This is a genomic window from Halonotius aquaticus, from assembly GCF_003605575.1.
In the GTDB taxonomy this organism is placed as follows: domain Archaea; phylum Halobacteriota; class Halobacteria; order Halobacteriales; family Haloferacaceae; genus Halonotius; species Halonotius aquaticus.
The window spans coordinates 435,934-452,205 of sequence record NZ_QKNY01000018.1; the positions used below are offsets into that span (position 1 = coordinate 435,934).

A 16,272-nucleotide genomic window follows, 5' to 3' on the forward strand; every position below is an offset into this window, starting at 1 on the left:
TAGTACGCACCGACCCTTGGAGAGCGCATGGAACGCACCGCTCGACGACAGCGGGTGAGCCCGCTGCTCGCGGTCGCTGGCCTCGCCGTCGTCGAGATCCTGCTGCTCACAGTCGAGACAATAGCCGCCCCGGCAGCAAGAGAGACCCTCGCCGGATCGGTGCTTGGAGTTGCAGGCAGCCTCGTCACAATCGCCGTCAGGCTGCTGTTTTTCGGCCTCGCAGCCGCCGTTGTCCTCCCACGGCTCATCCCCACGGAGTTTGCAGCCGTCACAAATCGACTGAGCTTCCGGCTGCTGGCTGCGGTCATCGCCGTCGGCACGGCAACGGTGTTCGGCACGCTGATCGGTGGAGCGGCATCGACACCACAAGCTGTGTTGATCGCTATCACGATCGGCGCGGTGGCCATCACAACAGCCTACGTGGCGATTCTTGTCTACTGGCGCGGCGTCAACCTCGATTCGGCAGTGTCTACACTGGAGCGACGGATCGGCGGATCCGGCAGCGACGATCCGGGGAGAGCGACGACCTGTCTCTACGCCGGTGTCGGCCTCGGCACCGGGCTCACCCTCGCCGGGCTGTTACTCGCTGTCGGTGGACGCCTGTATCCGCTTCCGGAGCTGCTGGCGATCGGCTGGCCGATTGGGGTGGCGGTGGCTGCCCGAATCAACTGGCAGCCGAACCCACGCGGTCAGATCGCCGACACACTGAAGATCATCTCGGTCGTCCGCCGATCGGAGAAGGGGGTGCCGACGCTCACGCTCGTCAGCCTCGGGATGGGCGTGCCGGCAACGATTCTTCTCGTCGGTTTGCCGGTGTACACCCGGCGGCTACTGGTCGGCGACACAGTCAGCGTCGCTGAGCCGGTGCTCGCGTGGGCGGTCGTTGGAATGATCGTCGGTATCGCCGCGGCATGTCTGTACGCGCTGTGGTTTTGGGCCCGAGTGTTCCGACGACTGCCGGCGTTTCTCACAGCGTGGCATGAGGCAGCCGGCGTGGACACGCTCGGTGAACAGCCGACGGACGAGCCGGTTGCGCGGCCAGCGTGGCTGTTGGTGCCGTTTGCGCTCGTGATCACGCATGCGATCGTCCTCATCCAGATCGGCGACGTGACCGACTTTGCGTTCTACGGGGCGGCCGACGCGATCCTCTCACTGTACGGGCTTGTCTGGCCGCTGTCGGCCGCCGTGATCGGCCTGGCAGTCTACTGGACGATGCGACGAACGCCGCAGCCACCGCTGTCGGCAACGTATGCGATCCCGACCGCAACGGTCGTCGAGTTCGGCTCGCTGTACGTCGGCTGGGGCCTCGCCGCTACCGTCGTCCGCAGCGGTGGGCTCACCGCCGCGGAGCTTGTGCGTTTCCCCGGCGGAACGTTCGTGTTGCTCGTCCTCGCGTTGTTGGTGCTGCTGTTTTTTGGTCCGGATATCGGCCTTCGGCTTTCTGACTCGCCGGCCCGGCGGCTGCCGCTGTCGTATCTCCCACTGGGTGGCATGTTGTTGCTGTTTGCCGTATTCGACCTCCATGGCTACCGACTCGCCTGGGGCGTGATGGCTGGACTCTTAATAGCGGGGAGCCTCTCGGAGGCCTGGAAACACGGCCGTGGTGGCCGCCGCCAGCAATCTGATCGGTAACTGGTAAGCAAAAAACGCAGGCCGCAGCGGTAGCCAGTTAGCAGAGTAACTCGACCAGCAGCGCCTTCTGGGCGTGCAGCCGGTTTTCGGCCTGCTCCCAGACAATCGAGCGGTCGCTTTCGATGACGCTGTCGGTGATCTCCTCGCCGCGGTGGGCCGGCAGGCAGTGCATCACCGTCGCGTCGGTGTCGGCCAGCAGCTCCTCGTTGAGTTGGAAGCCGTCGAACGCAGCCAACTTCTCCTCGCGTTTGTCCTCCTCGCCCATGCTGACCCACACGTCGGTGTATATCACGTCCGCGCCATCGATGGCCGCTTCGGGGTCGGTGTACACTTCGGGTGCCTCGCCGAGTTCGGCGGCGCGGTCGATGACGGCGTCGTCCATCGCATACTCGGGTGGCGTTGCGACCGCAAGATCGACGCCGGCGAGCGCGCAGCCGACCGCGAACGATTGGCCGACGTTGTTGCCGTCGCCGACCCACGCGACCCGAACATCGTCGAGACCGCCGAACTGCTCGCGGATCGTGAGCAGATCAGCGAGGGTCTGACACGGGTGGGCGTCGTCGGTGAGGCCATTGATGACGGGCACGTCGGCGTATTCGGCCAGCGTTTCTGCGTCCTCGTGATCGAACAGCCGGGCCATGATCCCATCGACGTAGCGGCCCATCGCGCGGGCAGTGTCTTTCAGCGGCTCGCCGTGGCCGAGTTGGATGTCGTCGGGGCCCATGAAGATCGCATGCCCGCCGAGTTGCGTCATTCCGGTTTCGAAGGAGATTCGCGTGCGCGTACTCGGTTTCTCGAAGAGCATGCCGAGCGTCTGGTCGGCCAGTCGGGTGTCGTTGTCACCGACTTTCAGATCGGCTGCCAGCGCGAGCAACGCGTCGAGTTCGTCGGCCGAGACGTCGTCGATGTCGAGGAAGTTCTCGGCGTTCATTGTGCTGCCTCCGCATTTTTCTCCCCTTCGTCGCTAACGCCCAGCCGTTCGCACACGTCGATCAGCACCTCGATTGCGTTGTCGAACTCGTCGAGCGGGAGGTGTTCATTCGGCGTGTGGTCGAGACTGGAGTCGCCGGGGCCATAGCTCACCATGCCGCAGTCCCACTTCGTTGCGAAGACGTTCATGTCGCTGGTGCCGGTTTTCCGGAGCAAGCGCGGATCGCCGCCGCCCTCGCGGATCGCCGCGCGGAAGACGCGGGCTAACTCCGTGCGGGGGTTGGTCATCACCGGCGGGATCGACTCCGTCCAGTTGACCGTCCCGACCTCAAGTTCGGCATCCGAGAGTTCGCGCACCTCATCGGGCGTGCGCTCGGGCGGGACGCGAAGCTGGAACTCCATGGTCGCCTCCATCGAGAGCCCGTCGACGGAAACGCCGCCCTCGATGTCGACGGGTTTCGTCGTCACCTGCTCGAAGACGGGCACCCACTCGTCGGGCTCGAAGATCGTCTCGACACGATCCCACCAGCTCATGGCGTGTTGGATCGCGTTGAGATCCGGCCGGGAGTGATGCCCGGACTCGCTGGCGGCGACGTAGGTGCCTTCCAGCAGGCCACGGTAGCCCAGCGTGATCCCATCCCAGCCGGATGGCTCGCCGTTGATGATGAGGTCGGGTGCTTCGCGGTGGTCAGTCAGGTACCACGCGCCACGCGAGGTCGATTCCTCGCCGACGACGCCGACGAACGACGCGCCGGTTTCGACCGCCGCAATCGCCATCGACGCCAGCGAGCCGGTGGCGTCGACGCTGCCGCGACCCCAGAGTTCGTGGCCCTCGTCGCCGTCTTTGATCTCGACGGGGATTTCACCAGGGACGGTGTCGATGTGCGACGTGAGCAGCACGCTGTCGTCGCCCGGCGCGCGAACGTTGCCGATGTCGTCGATCCACACCTCACGGTCGTGGCGGTCGAAGAAGGCCGCCAGTGCCTCGGCGGCTTCCGTTTCTTCGCCCGAGACCGAGGGAATCGACACCAACTCGGTGAGGAGTCGGCGGCCTTCGGTGTCGATAGCAGGATGCTCCACTGCGGCGTGGGTTGATTCGACGGCCATCAGTCAAGTGCCTCCGTGAGCGCGTCGACGACGCGGTCGACGTGTGTTTTGTCAATGGTGAGCGGAGGCAAAAATCGGACGACAGTTCGGCCCGCCGGCAGCGCAAGGATCTGGTGGTTCATCGCCAGATCACGCAGCACGCGGTTCGCGCCCTTCTTCACCTCGACGCCAACCATCAGCCCATTACCGCGTACGTCGCGGACGCCGAGGTCGTGTTCCTCGGCGGCGGCCTCGATTTCGCTCATCATGTACTCGCCCATGTCGGCGGCGTGCTGCGGAATCTCCTCGTCAACGATAGTCGAGACGGTCGCGTGTGCTGCCGCGGAGATGACTGGGCCGCCGCTGAACGTCGAGGCATGCGAGCCGTAGTTGTCGGCGATCCAGTCACGGCAGAGCGTCGCGCCGACCGGGAGCCCGTTGCCGAGGCCCTTCGCGCTCGTGATCATATCGGGCACCACATCGGCCCACTCGGAAGCCCAGAGCGTCCCGGTGCGGCCCATCCCGGTCTGTACCTCATCAAAGATCAGTGCCGCGCCGCTGGTCGCGGTCTCGACGCGCACCCGTTGGAGGAACTCCTTGCGAGCGGGGTTGATGCCGCCTTCGCCCTGCACCGGTTCGACGATCACCGCGGCGGTGTCGTCGTCGATAGCGGCTGCCATCTCCTCAGCGTCGTCGTAGGCGACGAACTCGACATCGCCGATCAGCGGCTCGTACGGTTTCTTGTACTTGTTTTTCCACGTCGTCGCCAGTGCGCCCATCGTCCGGCCGTGGAACCCGCGTTTCGTCGAGATGATCTTCGAGTTCCCCGTCGCCGAGCGGGCGAACTTTAGCGCCGCCTCGTTGGCTTCCGTCCCGGAGTTACAGAGCCACACCTTGTCGACGGTTTTCGGTGCGGTTTCGGCGAGCAGTTTGTACAACTTCGTCCTGATTTCGACCGGATAGGACGCCTGCACGTAGGTGACCCGCGAGAGCTGGTCGGTGATGGCGTCCTGGACGGCCTCGTGGCCGTGGCCGAGCGGGACGCAGGCGTAGCTCGCGCCCATGTCCAGATACTCGGTGCCGTTGCTGTCGGTGACGAACGCCCCGTCACCCTCGACGATCTCGATCGGTTTCTCCGAGAAAACAAAGCCACTCATTGGGTGATCTCTCCGTTGTCAGCCAGCGCGCTCGCCTCGATCCTCGTGCCCGCGCCGTCGAGCGCGCTACTGACCGGCGCGTCGCGGTTGGCGTCGCCGACGTGGATCGCCGGCGCGCCACCCTCCAGGGCCTCCGTGGCGGCCATCACTTTCTTCGTCATGAACCCCTCCGCGGCGTCTTTCACCGCCGCCAATTCGTCGGGTGTCGCTGCCGAGTCGATGAGCGTCTCAGGGTCGTCGGGGTCGGCGTAGATCCCCGCAACATCGGTCAGCACCACGAGTTCGGCACCGAGCGCGCCGGCGACGGCAGCCGCCGAGCGGTCGGCGTCGGCGTTAACGGGCAGCACCTCGTCGTCGTCCTCGCCGAGCATCGGGACGCTCACGACCGGCGTATAACCGTCATCGAGCAGCGTGGTCAGCAAGTCACTGTTCACGTCGGTGATCTTCCCCGAGTGGTCGCCACGCTTGATCTTCTTCTTGCCGTCTTCGAGCACGCGAACGGCGGATTTACGGGGCCCGGTCAGCAGCCCGCCATCGACACCCGAGAGCCCGAGGGCGTCGACGCCGGCGTTGCGGAACAGCGTCGTCAACTCGGTGTTGAGCTTGCCGGCCATCACCATCGCGAAGACCTCCATCGTCTCCTCGTCGGTAAACCGGCCGGTGACGCCGCCCGGTGTTTCGACGTACGTCGGCTCGATGCCCATGCGTTCGAGTGTGTCGTCGACGGCGGTCGAGCCGCCGTGAACGACGACGACCTCGCGGCCGCTCTCGACGAGGGCAGCAATGTCGTCGACCGCACCTTCGGGATCGACGGCTTTTGCGCCGCCGATCTTGACCACGACCGGGGGCTGGCCGCCGTCGGTTCGGAGTCGCCGCTGCCGTATGTCTGCGTACGTCTGCGGGCGGTCAACAGAATGATGCTGGCGACGGCGGGTACGTGTTGGTGAATTGTGTTTAGTCATAAGCAACCACTCCGTGTTATGGCGCGCCGACCGGGTGGAGGCCCTGGAAGTCGAGGCCGGCGGTTTCGTCGAGACCGAGGGCGATATTCGTGCCGTGGATCGCCTGTCCGGCCGAGCCTTTCATCATGTTATCAATTGCCGAGAAGGCGACGAGTCGCTTGTTGCCCGGGTCGAGTTCGAAGCCGACCTCGGCCATATTGGTGCCGGTGACCGCTTTCGGTTCGGGGTAGCGGTAGACGCCACCGCCGCCGGCGACCAGCCGGACGAAGGGTTCGTCCTCGTAGCTCTCGCGGTAGGCACTCCAGAGGTCGCCTTTCGAGACGGGTTCGCCAGGGAAGACGTGGCAGGTCGCCGACGAGCCGCGTGTCATATCGACCGCGTGGACGGTGAACGACAGCGAGACGCCGAGGAACTGCTCGATCTCGGCCTCGTGGCGGTGGCCCGTCGGCGCGTACGGGCGGACGACGCCGGAGCGTTCGGGATGGCTGGAGGCGTCGCCGCCGCCTGCGCCGCCCTCTGAGGAGCCGACTTTCACGTCGGCGACGATCTGCTCGTCGCCCGAGAGAATATCGGCATCAAAGAGGGGTTTGAGGCCGAGGATTGTCGAGGCGGCGTTACAGCCGCCGCTGGCGATGAGATCCGCGCCCGGCAACTGGTCGCGGGTCAACTCGGGCAGCGCGTAGACGCTCTCCTCCAGATACTCGGGCGCGCTGTGACCGTCGTACCACTCCTCGTACTGTTCGGCCGTGTTGAGCCGGAAATCCGCCGAGAGGTCGACGATGGTGTCGGCAACCTCATCAAACTCGTCGATCTGCTCCATCGAGACGCCGTGTGGCGTCGCCGCGAACAACACGTCGACTGATTCGAGGTCGTCAGGCGAACTGAAGCGGAGGTCGAGTTCACGGAGGTTCGGGTGGGAGTAGCCAACCGTCTTGTTCGCCTTCGAGCGGCTGGTCGCCTGCTCGATCTCGAAGTTCGGGTGGCCGGCCAGCAAGCGGAGCAACTCGCCGCCGGTGAACCCGGTGCCGCCGATGACGCTGGCGGTGTAGGTCTCGCTCATTGCGTCGCCTCCGGCGTTGCCTCGTTGGCTTTCGTCTCCAGCCAGTCGACGACGGTGCCCGGCACGTCGACATCGACACAGCCGTTGAGGGCTTTGAACTCGACGGTGTGGTTGATCTCGTGGACGGTGTATTCGCCGCTTTCCTCGCCGCCGACTTCCATCAGATCGACGCCGAGCAGGCCGCCGCCGACCGCGTCGCTGGCTTTCTCGACGAGATCGAGTGCAGTGTCGTCGAGCTCGAAGCCCGCGGTGTCGCCACCCTTCGCGGCGTTAGTCAGCCAGTGATCTGAGCTTCTGGTCATCGCGGCGACGGGCTCGCCGTCGGTCGCCAGCACGCGGATATCGCGGCCGGGTTTGTCAACGAACTCTTGGACGTAGAAGACCTTGTGCTCGTAGTGGCCGAGCACCTTCTTGTGCTCCAAGATCGCTTCGGCCGCGCTCTCGGAGTCGATCTTCGCCATCAGGCGGCCCCATGAGCCGACGACCGGCTTGAGGACGCAGGGGTAGCCGAACGATTCGATGGCGTCCATCGCCGAGTCGACGGTGAAGGCGAGCTTCGTGTCGGGTGTCGGCACGCCCGCGGCGTCGAGCGCGAGGCTGTTTTTCGCCTTGTCGGCACACACGTCGGCCGTTTCGGGGCTGTTGACGACCGGAACGCCGTAGTGATCGATGAAGCGCGTCGCGTACAGCGACCGGCTGGTCGACAGACAGCGGTCGACGACGATATCGAGGTCGTCGACATCGGCGGTCGTGCCGTCGAGGCCGAACTGGTGTTTCCGCACGTCGATTTTCTCGATCTCGTGGTCGCGGTCGCGTAGCTCGTTGAGCAACAGCTTCTCGTCCTGTCTGATCCGCGAGTAGAGGATACCGATTTTCATGATACTAGCTTTGGATCAGTCGCTCCCGCTGGCACCGCGGGCGTCGCGGTCACGTTACTCGCCCCAGTCCTCTTCGAGTTCCGGGGCTGTGTCAAGTTCCGGCGGCTCGGCCGCGAGAACTTCCAACTCGGCACCACAGGTGCCGCAGTCAAGGATCTCTCCGACTTCAACGTCGTCGTGCAGGTCGACGCCTGCACCGCATTCCGGACAATCTGCTTCTGACATGGGTGTACGCAGGCGTTCCCGACGTATATACTTAAACACATCGAACTTGTATAAAATTTTACACTAAACAGCGTCGCCACTTCGCGTGATTTGCGGCGTTTTCCCGGTTCTGTGAAACCATCGATTCGGTTTCATGTTGGTGTAGTGCCCCCGAATGGGGGTCGCCGCCGTCGGCTGTGCCGCCGACAGCGACTCCCGGGTCGAATCGCCTCAGACATACTGGTCGACCTCCCGCTGGAGCCGCTCGGCGGCCGCCGACAGCGTCTCGCGGCGCGCATCGAGGGCGTCGCTGTCGGTCGCCACACTCTCACCGGCCGTTTTGATCGACGCCTCGACAGCCCCCGGCGCGGGGCCGCCGACCGAATCCCGGCTCGCCACGCTTGCGGCCGGATCGAGGGCCGATTCGACGGCTGACTCATCAACGTACTCGAACAGCGATTCGCCCAGCACCTCCTCGGCAGCGGCGTCGAGCACGGCGGCGGTCACGCCGTCGTCGCTATCGCCGCTGTCCGCAGCGTTTTCGGCCTTCTCGGCGGCCAGCGCGACTACCTCGTGTGCCGTCCGGAACGGCAACCCGGCCATCGCCAGCAGGTCGGCGATGCCGGTCGCCGTTGCAAAGCCGGCACCCGCTTCGTCAGCCAGCAACTCCGCGTTCCAGTCGGCGGTCGCCACCGCGCCTGCGGCAATCGACGACGCCTCGACGACGGCATCGACCGTGCGGAACGTGTGCGGGTGGGCGCGCTGCAGGTCGCGGTTGTACGCTCGCGGCAGCCCTTTCAGCGTCGTCAACAACCCGGTCAGCTCGCCGGTCGCGTCGCCGGCGACCGCCCGCGTTAGTTCCAGCGTATCGGGGTTCTTCTTCTGGGGCATGATCGAGGAGGTCGAACTGTAATCGTCCGACAGCTCGATGTAGCCCTTGTTGGCGAAAACGACGATGTCCTCGGCGAGCCCCGACAGCGTGGTCGCGTGGATCGCCAGCGCGGCGGTCGACTCCGCGAGGAAGTCACGCGCCGAGGCGGCGTCCATCGAGTTCTCGACGACGCGGTCGAAGCCGAGCAACTCGGCGGTGCGCTCGCGGTCGATATCGAACGGCGTCCCCGCGAAGGCCGCCCCACCGAGCGGCGACTCGTTCGTGCGGTCGTAGGCATCGAGCAAGCGAGCGGTATCGCGGCCGACGGCGGCCGCATACGACGAGAGATAGTGACCGACCGTGATCGGCTGGGCTGGCTGGAGGTGGGTGTAGCCGGGCATCACCGTCTCGGTGTGCTCGGCGGCGGTCTCCAGCAGCGATTCGCGCAGCGCGAGGGTCGCCTCGATGGCGTCCAGCAAATCCTCGCGGAGGCGATAGCGAATACAGGCGGCGACCTCGTCGTTGCGACTGCGGGCGGTGTGCATCTTCCCGCCGTCGGGGCCGACGCGGTCGATGACGGCCGACTCGATGGCCTCGTGGACGTCTTCGCCGTCCGGGAGGTCGCTGTGGCCCGCGGTCTCAACGTCATCGAGTACGGTCAGAATCTCGCCGGCCACGTCGTCGCCGATGATTCCCTGTTCGGCGAGCATGACGACGTGAGCGCGGTCGACCGCGAGATCAGCATCGAAAATCCGACTGTCGCCGGCGAGACTCGACAGGAATTCGCGGGCGGGGCCGCCGCTGAAGCGATCACGGCGGATGACCGTCTCGTCGTCCGCGTCGTTCGGATCAGCCGCGCCGTCCGTCGCGTCGTCGCCCATGGTTGCTTACTCGTCGCTCTCGTCGCCGTCAGTCGCCCCGCGCTTCGCGTCGGCGGCGCGCTTGGCTTCGGCGGCGATGCGATCCTGATAGCCGTGATATTTGGCGACGCCGGTCGCGTCGGCTTGGGTGATGTCGCCGACTTTCTCCGTGTTGAAGGAAGCGGCGTCGGCGGAGTAGACAGCATACTCGCTGTCGCGGCCGACGACGCGGGCTTGGCCGCCCTCAAAGCGGATCGTCACCGTGCCGGTGACTTTCGTCTGGGTTTCCTCGATGAAGCCCTCAAGTGCGGCGACGAGCGGGCCATCGACGAGTCCTTCGTACCCCTTCTGGCTCCACTCGGCGTCGACCTGCTGTTTGAAGTCGCGTTCCTCCTTCGTGAGGACGAGTGCTTCCAGCCCTTCGTGGGCGTTGAGCAGCGTCGTCGCCGCGGGGTGCTCGTAGTTTTCTCTCACTTTGAGGCCGAGCATACGATCTTCCATCATGTCGGTGCGGCCGACGCCGTAGGAGCCGGCGAGTTCGTTGAGTTCTTCGATCAACTCGATTGGCTCCATTGCCTCGCCGTTCAGCGAGACGGGATACCCGTTCTCGAAGCCGAGTTCGATCTCCTCGCCGAAGCCACTCGGCGCGGTCGTCCACTCGTAGATCTCCTCGCCAGGGACGTGATCCGGCTCTTCAAGGTCGCCGCCCTCGATGGAACGGCTCCAGAGGTTCGTGTCAATCGACCATGTTCCCTCGTTGCCGGCCTCGACGGGGAGGTTACGCTCGGCGGCGTACTCGATCTCCCAGTCGCGGGTCATCCCCATCTCGCGGACGGGCGCGATGACTTCGAGATCGGAGGCACGCCAAATAGCTTCAAAACGGAGTTGGTCGTTGCCCTTGCCGGTACAGCCGTGGGCGATGCCGTCGCAGCCTTCCTCCTCGGCGACACGGAGGATCGCTTTGGCGATCACCGGCCGCGCAAGGGCGGTGCCCAGCGGGTAGCCCTGGTAGTCGGCGTTGGCGCGGACGGCGTCGAAACAGAGATCGGCGAACTCCGCTTTGGCGTCGACGACGTGGTGATCGAGATCGAGTGCCTCGGCAGTCTCCCGAGCCTCCTCGAACTCATCATCCGGCTGGCCGACATCGACGGTGACGCCGATCACTTCGTCGTAGCCGTACTCCTCTTCGAGAACCGGCACGCAGACGGTGGTATCGAGCCCACCGCTGAACGCCAGTGCCACGCGGTTTGTCATTACCTACACCAAACGGGGAGTAGGCCTTAAATTCAGTGATTTACAAATCCGAAAATAGCCGGATAGACGGTTCTACATGGCTGAAAACAGGATTTTCGCGGAATGAATCAGCGACGGTCGAACCGAAATGAGGCCTCCCGGCCCGACCGTCGAGACGAGGCGAGGCCGCCGGTCGGCCCCGCTCGCGGTAGTCGCCGCAGCCGCCGCTGGCCGACAACAGGCACAGCAGAGCGACGGTCAGCGGTCATTAGTGGTTCCTTGGTGGTCGGCTACAAAACGATTTCGTGATCGCTTCGTGTGGAGCCGATTTCAGGCCCACAACGGATCGAATCCAACGTCGACGCCGAACAGCCAGAACGTGACGACGATGCCCGCGGCCGCGACCGGCGGAATCGTGAGGTTGTCGTCGACGCCGATGCCACGGATGACCGGCTTGACGCCGTCAGCGACCGCGCCGACGGCCGCACCGACCCCTGCCGCGGCGACGCCGACTGTAGTGCTGCTGCCAGCAACTGTGAACGGCACAGCCAACAGAAAACAGACCCCGAACGTCGCGGCGACGACGGCGGGCCGTTTGTGCTCGTCGGCCGCGTTGTCGCCGAGCATCCCGCTGACTGGGTCGCCCAGAATCAACATCAACATCGCCGGAATCGTCACCGACGGGCCGAACAGCACGGCGACGGTGGTCATGCTGAGCATATAAAGCGCGTAGCCGGCGACCGCGTGCTGTTCGTACGGGCGGGTGATCTCGTCGTAGAGCCGGTGGTTGAGGCCGACGACCAGCCGGAGAAATTCGAGGGTGAAGACGATCCCCGTCACGACGAGCATGAAGTATCGGAGCTCCCGCCACGTGACGATGTCCAGCAGGTAGATCGCCGGCATCCCGACGCCGCTGGCGTGGATCGCCCGCCGGCCGTACTCGCTCATGGGCGTTGTCTCAGGACTGACCAGGATGTCGATACTGCTCGGTGCATCGTCAGTCAGTCGTCACGTCGGTGTCGACGCGCTCGTAGCGATCCTGCAGATCGGCGAACTCGCGGTCGCCGTCGAAGACAGCTTCGAGTTCGGCGGCGAGCTCAGCGACCGGCAACCGGAGTTGGGCCGCCGAATCGCGCTCACGCAGGGTGACCGTCGTCTCGTCGTCGCCCTCCAAGCCGTCCTGGTCGACAGTCACGCAGAACGGCGTGCCGACCTCGTCCTGGCGGCGGTATCGCCGGCCGATCGAGCCGGAGTCATCGTAGCTGACAGAGATGCCGGCCGCTCGGAGCTCGTCGGCGAGGTCGCTGGCAACGTCGATGAGTGCATCGTCGTTGCTGATCAGCGGAAAGACGGCCACATCGGTCGGCGCGATCTCGGGTGCTAACGAGAGGTAGGTTCGCGTTTCGTCGTCGACTTCGTCCTCGCTGTAGGCGTGTTCGAGCAGCGTGTAGACTGTCCGCCCGACACCGAAGGAGGGTTCGACGACGTGCGGCGTGATGTGTTCGCCGTTTTCGGTCTGTTCCTCGACGGAGAAGTTTGCGACCTCGGTGTCAACGGTGTAGCTCTCGCCATCGGTCTCGACAGTGACTTCGTCGCCATCGAAGGCATCGGGGTCGCTCTCGGCGAGCTCCTGCAGGGCATCGGCCACGTCGCCGGCCGCGCCGCCGAACTCGGGGCCGAGGGCGGCCATATCTGGATCGACGGTCGCGCGTTCGACCGTTTTCGGCTCGTCGTAGCGTTTGAACACGGTAAACCGATCCTCGGAGTGCTCGCCGTGTTTCGTGAGATCGTAGTCGCCGCGGTAGGCGAAGCCGGCGATCTCAATCCAGTTACCGCCGATCTCGCTTTCAGCATCCCAACAGTCGGCGGCGTAGTGGGCGCGCTCGCCGGAGAGGTGCTGGCGGAACCGGAAGCGATCCATGTCGACGCCGACCCGTTCGTACCAGCCCTGGGCGACACCGAGGAAGTAGGCGACCCACGGCGAGGTGATGATCGCGTCATCGACCGCCTCGCCGATGGTTGTCTCGATATACTCGCCGTCGTCGGCGTGCTGTTCACTGACAGGGTAGAGCGTGACCTCGACATCTTCGACAGCTTCGAGCGGCGGCTCATCTTCCTCGGGATCGATGAACTGTTCGAGTTCGGCTTGGGTGAACTCCCGGACGCGAATGATCCCGCGACGCGGGCTGATCTCGTTGCGGTAGGCCGGGCCGATCTGGGTGATGCCAAAGGGGAGTTGCCCGCGAGCGTACTCCTTGAGTCGCGGGAACTCGACGAAGATCCCTTGGGCGGTTTCTGGTCGCAGATAGCCGGGCTGGCCGCTGCCGGGGCCGATCGAAGTCTCGAACATGAGGTTGAAGTCCTCGACCGGTTCGCCGGCGAGGTCGGCCCCGCAGGTCGGACACGCGAGGTCGTGCTCGCGGATGAGTTCTTCAACGCGGTCGACGCCGAGGGCTTCGGCGTCCTCGATGTCGGCGACGGCGTCTTCGATCAGGTGGTCGGCACGGTGACTTTCGCCGCACTCGGCGCATTCGATGAGCATGTCGTCGAAGCCGTCGAGGTGTCCCGAGGCCTCGAAGACGGGTTCGGGCATGACAGTTGGGGCTTCGATCTCCTCATTGCCGAGTCGGAGCGTGAACTGCTCGCGCCACGCGGCCTCGACGTTACGTTTGAGGGCCGCACCCTCCGGGCCGAAGGTGTAGAAGCCCGCCGTCCCGCCGTAGGCCTCGTTGGCACCGAAAAAGAAGCCCCGGCGTTTGGCGAGTTCAGTGAGAGCCTGTTGGCTGGCCATCAGAGCCCCTCCAGCAGGTCGATATCGCGGACGATGCCGATCAGCTCACCACCCGAAACGAGCGGGATCTGCTCGATCTCGTTGGAGATCATCGTCTGGGCGGCGTCGGTCGCGGTTTTCGTCTTACCGATGGTGATCACATCGCTGGTCATGATCTCAGCGACCGGTTCCGCGGGGATCTCAACGTTGCGGGTCGGGAAGTAGCTGTTACCGACGGCCTTGATTCCCTCCCAGGCCCACTCGGAGTCCTGTTCGGCGATGGATTCGCCGGTGTCATCTTCACCTTCGACGACGCGGGCGATTTCGACGATGTCGACCTCGGTGAGCATCCCCGTCATGTCGCCGTCGTCGTCGAGGACGACCGTGTAGGGGACGTTTGCGTGGTAGATCTCGCGTTCGGCAACAGTGAGGGGGGTGCCGACGTAGGTGGTGTTGATATCGCGGGTCGCCAACTCGCCGACCTGGGTGTCGCCGGGGATCTGTTCGCGGGCGATGGCGCGTACCACGTCGGTAACGGTGATGATCCCGTCGAGTTCGTCGTTGTCAGTAGGATCGACAACTGGCACGCGGCGGGCATCGTTGTCGACCATGTGAGCCGCCGCATCGAGGATATCAGTGTCGGGGGTCACCGTCTCGACCTCGCGGGTAAGCAAAGCGAGTTGATCCTCATCAGGGCGTTCGATCAGCGAATCCCGGGAGATGATCCCCCGGTAGACATCGACGCCATCGACGGCTTTGGTCACCGGAACCGACGAAAAGCCGTGGTCTTGCAGGTACGTCAGGACATCGTCACGAGTGCCGGGCAGCTCAACAGTGACAAGCTCGTCACGGGGTGTCATCGCGTCAGCGACGTTCATACCCCGGCTACCGTCGGCCAGCCTCTTGTATCAACCGAAGGCGGCCGTCGGCGCGACGGTCGGTTCCGACATCATTAAATACCTGAGCGTGTGACAGTATTCCATGACACAGGATCACACGCCTGTTGGGGATGCCGGAACACCCGAAGTCATGGCCGCCGTCGACGACGCCGACAGCCGGCCCTCATATGTCATCGCCGACATCAGCCGGGACGGCGCGTGGCTCTCCGTCCACGAAACCGACGCTGTGATCCTTTCTGAGTGGTGTTGAGGCCGACCGCCCACACCTGCCTGTTGCTGTATCGGTGACTGCGAGTCAGCTGTTGCTACCCTCGATAACGGCTCATATGCGCTCACAGCAACCACCGATCACCTGATTCCATGCTCCCGGGATAACCCGGTGCAGTCAAATCCCCACACCGAATACCACCACGTATGCCGAAAGACATCCCGGATCCCAGCGAGACGCGGCGGTTCGAAAACGGGAAAGTCATCGAAATCAAGGTTGACGGCGAGATCGTCATGCGGATCGAACGGCAAAACGAGATCTTTACATCACCCATCGAAGACGCCGGGATTTGGGCCGCTCTCTCGGGCATCATCGACTCCATCGACGAAACCCTAGAGGACAAACTCGACTCCGAGCCCCACGAGATGCTGTCCGAACACGAAGTCGAGATCCGCGCAGGACATGCCGGCGACTGGGATCAGATCAACTGAAAGCCGGAGAACCCACTGTGTCGAAAACCGCCCTCCCGTCTGTATGACGGGATCAGGCGATACCAAACCAGTGTCAACGTGTGTTGACTGTTCAAACCGCCTGCCCGGAAAGGTGGCGGTTTCCGCCTGCCCGGAAAGGTCAGACGGTATCAGTACTATGGAATGGATTGGTAATAAAGCTATCCGTGAAAGTCTCAAAGAAAATAATTTCCCGAGTCGGTCGGTTCGCGCCGTCTCAAGCAGAGATCCGGACTGCAGTCGTGTTGGTTGGACTGCATTATTTGATTTGATATTCTGAACACCACTTATTTATATCACACGTCGGAATCAACAGGCGTCGCCGTGTCAACGACGGCGACTGTCGAACACGCCTGCCCGGAACAGGTCGGGAAGTGATACGTACTTCCCACTCTACGTCTCTCAACGATGACTGTTGGAACCCGGTCGCTGTTCGTTGCTATCAGTTCACAACACTGACGCCGCCATCCACTGTGACTGTCAGCGACAACGCGATACCCACACCTATCAGATCGGTAGTACAATCGTTTTTACACGCGGAACACAACAGCATAGCTAACGGGGGGTTTAGAGTGCGACAGCAAACCAACGGGGACAGACCGAGGGGTAGCGATAGCATCGGAACAATCGTGTCAATGCCAGCACAGATACAGTGCTGGATCGCCGAGACATACTTTTCTGAGCAGTTAAAGACAAATCCGAACTCGGATACCTTGCTGCTCTACGGGGGGACATTCATGATCGGCGGGCTTGTCGCGGTCGCGCTTTCCTTTGGCCTGAATCTGTTCTCGTTTGTCGTCGCCCGTGTAATGCTCTATACAAGTGCCGCGCTGCTGGTTGTCGGCCTCGCTCTTTGGGTCGTCCATGCGACCTGTCTCAGCCTCGGCTACCTCGCCCGGATCGAACACCAACTATCGGGAGACAGTCCGCAGTAGTTAGCTTCGAAACAAAGCGTTTCCGCTGAGACAAACATCCACATCGTCTCCGAGGTGTGCTCCGTTTTCGGTGGCAAG

Annotated in this window: 17 protein-coding genes; 4 read left to right on the forward strand and 13 right to left on the reverse strand. The window is 63.9% G+C overall.

Going from position 1 to position 16,272, the window contains the following annotated elements; all coding sequences use genetic code 11:
- Nucleotides 1–27: 27 nt before the first annotated feature.
- Nucleotides 28–1,632, forward strand: a complete 1,605-nt coding sequence (locus DM826_RS11815) for a hypothetical protein (protein ID WP_120103622.1) — start codon at nucleotides 28–30, stop codon at nucleotides 1,630–1,632.
- Between the two features lie 37 nt (nucleotides 1,633–1,669).
- Here DM826_RS11815 and argF read toward each other — a convergent pair whose 3' ends face one another.
- The 13 genes from argF to DM826_RS11875 form a co-directional block, all read right to left on the reverse strand.
- Complete coding sequence (argF, locus tag DM826_RS11820; protein ID WP_120103623.1) at nucleotides 1,670–2,563, reverse strand: ornithine carbamoyltransferase; 894 nt, start codon at nucleotides 2,561–2,563, stop codon at nucleotides 1,670–1,672.
- The gene (locus DM826_RS11825) at nucleotides 2,560–3,669 is read right to left on the reverse strand and encodes a [LysW]-lysine hydrolase (RefSeq protein ID WP_120103624.1); all 1,110 of its coding nucleotides are present in this window, start codon (nucleotides 3,667–3,669) and stop codon (nucleotides 2,560–2,562) included. The genes argF and DM826_RS11825 overlap by 4 nt, the downstream gene beginning before the upstream one ends.
- A complete protein-coding gene (locus tag DM826_RS11830; protein WP_120103625.1) occupies nucleotides 3,669–4,805 on the reverse strand; it encodes an aspartate aminotransferase family protein in 1,137 nt (378 codons plus the stop codon). The genes DM826_RS11825 and DM826_RS11830 overlap by 1 nt, the downstream gene beginning before the upstream one ends.
- A complete protein-coding gene (locus tag DM826_RS11835) occupies nucleotides 4,802–5,767 on the reverse strand; it encodes an acetylglutamate/acetylaminoadipate kinase (RefSeq protein ID WP_120103626.1) in 966 nt (321 codons plus the stop codon). The genes DM826_RS11830 and DM826_RS11835 overlap by 4 nt, the downstream gene beginning before the upstream one ends.
- A gap of 16 nt (nucleotides 5,768–5,783) precedes the next feature.
- Nucleotides 5,784–6,827: an N-acetyl-gamma-glutamyl-phosphate reductase gene (argC, locus tag DM826_RS11840; protein WP_120103627.1), complete on the reverse strand. Its 1,044-nt coding sequence runs from the start codon at nucleotides 6,825–6,827 to the stop codon at nucleotides 5,784–5,786.
- The gene (gene lysX, locus DM826_RS11845; protein WP_120103628.1) at nucleotides 6,824–7,705 is read right to left on the reverse strand and encodes a lysine biosynthesis protein LysX; all 882 of its coding nucleotides are present in this window, start codon (nucleotides 7,703–7,705) and stop codon (nucleotides 6,824–6,826) included. The genes argC and lysX overlap by 4 nt, the downstream gene beginning before the upstream one ends.
- 54 nt (nucleotides 7,706–7,759) lie before the next feature.
- Nucleotides 7,760–7,930 (reverse strand): lysine biosynthesis protein LysW, encoded by a 171-nt coding sequence (gene lysW / locus DM826_RS11850; protein WP_120103629.1) that lies wholly within the window; start codon nucleotides 7,928–7,930, stop codon nucleotides 7,760–7,762.
- A gap of 210 nt (nucleotides 7,931–8,140) precedes the next feature.
- A complete protein-coding gene (gene argH, locus DM826_RS11855; protein WP_120103630.1) occupies nucleotides 8,141–9,661 on the reverse strand; it encodes an argininosuccinate lyase in 1,521 nt (506 codons plus the stop codon).
- 6 nt (nucleotides 9,662–9,667) lie between these two features.
- Complete coding sequence (locus DM826_RS11860; protein ID WP_120103631.1) at nucleotides 9,668–10,894, reverse strand: argininosuccinate synthase; 1,227 nt, start codon at nucleotides 10,892–10,894, stop codon at nucleotides 9,668–9,670.
- A 107-nt stretch (nucleotides 10,895–11,001) separates the two neighbouring features.
- Nucleotides 11,002–11,142, reverse strand: a complete 141-nt coding sequence (locus DM826_RS13120; protein ID WP_165853311.1) for a hypothetical protein — start codon at nucleotides 11,140–11,142, stop codon at nucleotides 11,002–11,004.
- A gap of 61 nt (nucleotides 11,143–11,203) precedes the next feature.
- The gene (locus tag DM826_RS11865; protein WP_120103632.1) at nucleotides 11,204–11,821 is read right to left on the reverse strand and encodes a diacylglycerol/polyprenol kinase family protein; all 618 of its coding nucleotides are present in this window, start codon (nucleotides 11,819–11,821) and stop codon (nucleotides 11,204–11,206) included.
- A gap of 49 nt (nucleotides 11,822–11,870) precedes the next feature.
- Nucleotides 11,871–13,664 carry a glycine--tRNA ligase gene (gene glyS, locus DM826_RS11870; protein WP_120103633.1) on the reverse strand — a complete coding sequence of 598 codons (1,794 nt, stop codon included), beginning with the start codon at nucleotides 13,662–13,664 and terminating at the stop codon, nucleotides 11,871–11,873.
- Nucleotides 13,664–14,521 (reverse strand): CBS domain-containing protein, encoded by an 858-nt coding sequence (locus tag DM826_RS11875; RefSeq protein ID WP_120103634.1) that lies wholly within the window; start codon nucleotides 14,519–14,521, stop codon nucleotides 13,664–13,666. Before DM826_RS11875 ends, glyS begins: the two co-directional genes overlap by 1 nt.
- 103 nt (nucleotides 14,522–14,624) lie before the next feature.
- Between DM826_RS11875 and DM826_RS13125 the strand changes: the two genes are divergently transcribed.
- The 3 genes from DM826_RS13125 (at nucleotide 14,625) to DM826_RS11885 (ending at nucleotide 16,194) form a co-directional block, all read left to right on the forward strand.
- The gene (locus DM826_RS13125) at nucleotides 14,625–14,792 is read left to right on the forward strand and encodes a DUF7556 family protein (protein ID WP_165853312.1); all 168 of its coding nucleotides are present in this window, start codon (nucleotides 14,625–14,627) and stop codon (nucleotides 14,790–14,792) included.
- A 164-nt stretch (nucleotides 14,793–14,956) separates the two neighbouring features.
- Complete coding sequence (locus tag DM826_RS11880) at nucleotides 14,957–15,241, forward strand: hypothetical protein (protein WP_120103635.1); 285 nt, start codon at nucleotides 14,957–14,959, stop codon at nucleotides 15,239–15,241.
- A 653-nt stretch (nucleotides 15,242–15,894) separates the two neighbouring features.
- Nucleotides 15,895–16,194: a hypothetical protein gene (locus DM826_RS11885; protein ID WP_120103636.1), complete on the forward strand. Its 300-nt coding sequence runs from the start codon at nucleotides 15,895–15,897 to the stop codon at nucleotides 16,192–16,194.
- Nucleotides 16,195–16,272 lie beyond the last annotated feature (78 nt).

Bases quoted from the DNA above. Each gene is read 5' to 3' on its own strand.
- DM826_RS11815 (WP_120103622.1), top strand. From the start codon at position 28: ATGGAACGCACCGCTCGACGACAGCGGGTGAGCCCGCTGCTCGCGGTC.
- argF (WP_120103623.1), bottom strand. From the start codon at position 2,563: ATGAACGCCGAGAACTTCCTCGACATCGACGACGTCTCGGCCGACGAA.
- DM826_RS11825 (WP_120103624.1), bottom strand. From the start codon at position 3,669: ATGGCCGTCGAATCAACCCACGCCGCAGTGGAGCATCCTGCTATCGAC.
- DM826_RS11830 (WP_120103625.1), bottom strand. From the start codon at position 4,805: ATGAGTGGCTTTGTTTTCTCGGAGAAACCGATCGAGATCGTCGAGGGT.
- DM826_RS11835 (WP_120103626.1), bottom strand. From the start codon at position 5,767: ATGACTAAACACAATTCACCAACACGTACCCGCCGTCGCCAGCATCAT.
- argC (WP_120103627.1), bottom strand. From the start codon at position 6,827: ATGAGCGAGACCTACACCGCCAGCGTCATCGGCGGCACCGGGTTCACC.
- lysX (WP_120103628.1), bottom strand. From the start codon at position 7,705: ATGAAAATCGGTATCCTCTACTCGCGGATCAGACAGGACGAGAAGCTG.
- lysW (WP_120103629.1), bottom strand. From the start codon at position 7,930: ATGTCAGAAGCAGATTGTCCGGAATGCGGTGCAGGCGTCGACCTGCAC.
- argH (WP_120103630.1), bottom strand. From the start codon at position 9,661: ATGGGCGACGACGCGACGGACGGCGCGGCTGATCCGAACGACGCGGAC.
- DM826_RS11860 (WP_120103631.1), bottom strand. From the start codon at position 10,894: ATGACAAACCGCGTGGCACTGGCGTTCAGCGGTGGGCTCGATACCACC.
- DM826_RS13120 (WP_165853311.1), bottom strand. From the start codon at position 11,142: ATGACCGCTGACCGTCGCTCTGCTGTGCCTGTTGTCGGCCAGCGGCGG.
- DM826_RS11865 (WP_120103632.1), bottom strand. From the start codon at position 11,821: ATGAGCGAGTACGGCCGGCGGGCGATCCACGCCAGCGGCGTCGGGATG.
- glyS (WP_120103633.1), bottom strand. From the start codon at position 13,664: ATGGCCAGCCAACAGGCTCTCACTGAACTCGCCAAACGCCGGGGCTTC.
- DM826_RS11875 (WP_120103634.1), bottom strand. From the start codon at position 14,521: ATGAACGTCGCTGACGCGATGACACCCCGTGACGAGCTTGTCACTGTT.
- DM826_RS13125 (WP_165853312.1), top strand. From the start codon at position 14,625: ATGACACAGGATCACACGCCTGTTGGGGATGCCGGAACACCCGAAGTC.
- DM826_RS11880 (WP_120103635.1), top strand. From the start codon at position 14,957: ATGCCGAAAGACATCCCGGATCCCAGCGAGACGCGGCGGTTCGAAAAC.
- DM826_RS11885 (WP_120103636.1), top strand. From the start codon at position 15,895: ATGCCAGCACAGATACAGTGCTGGATCGCCGAGACATACTTTTCTGAG.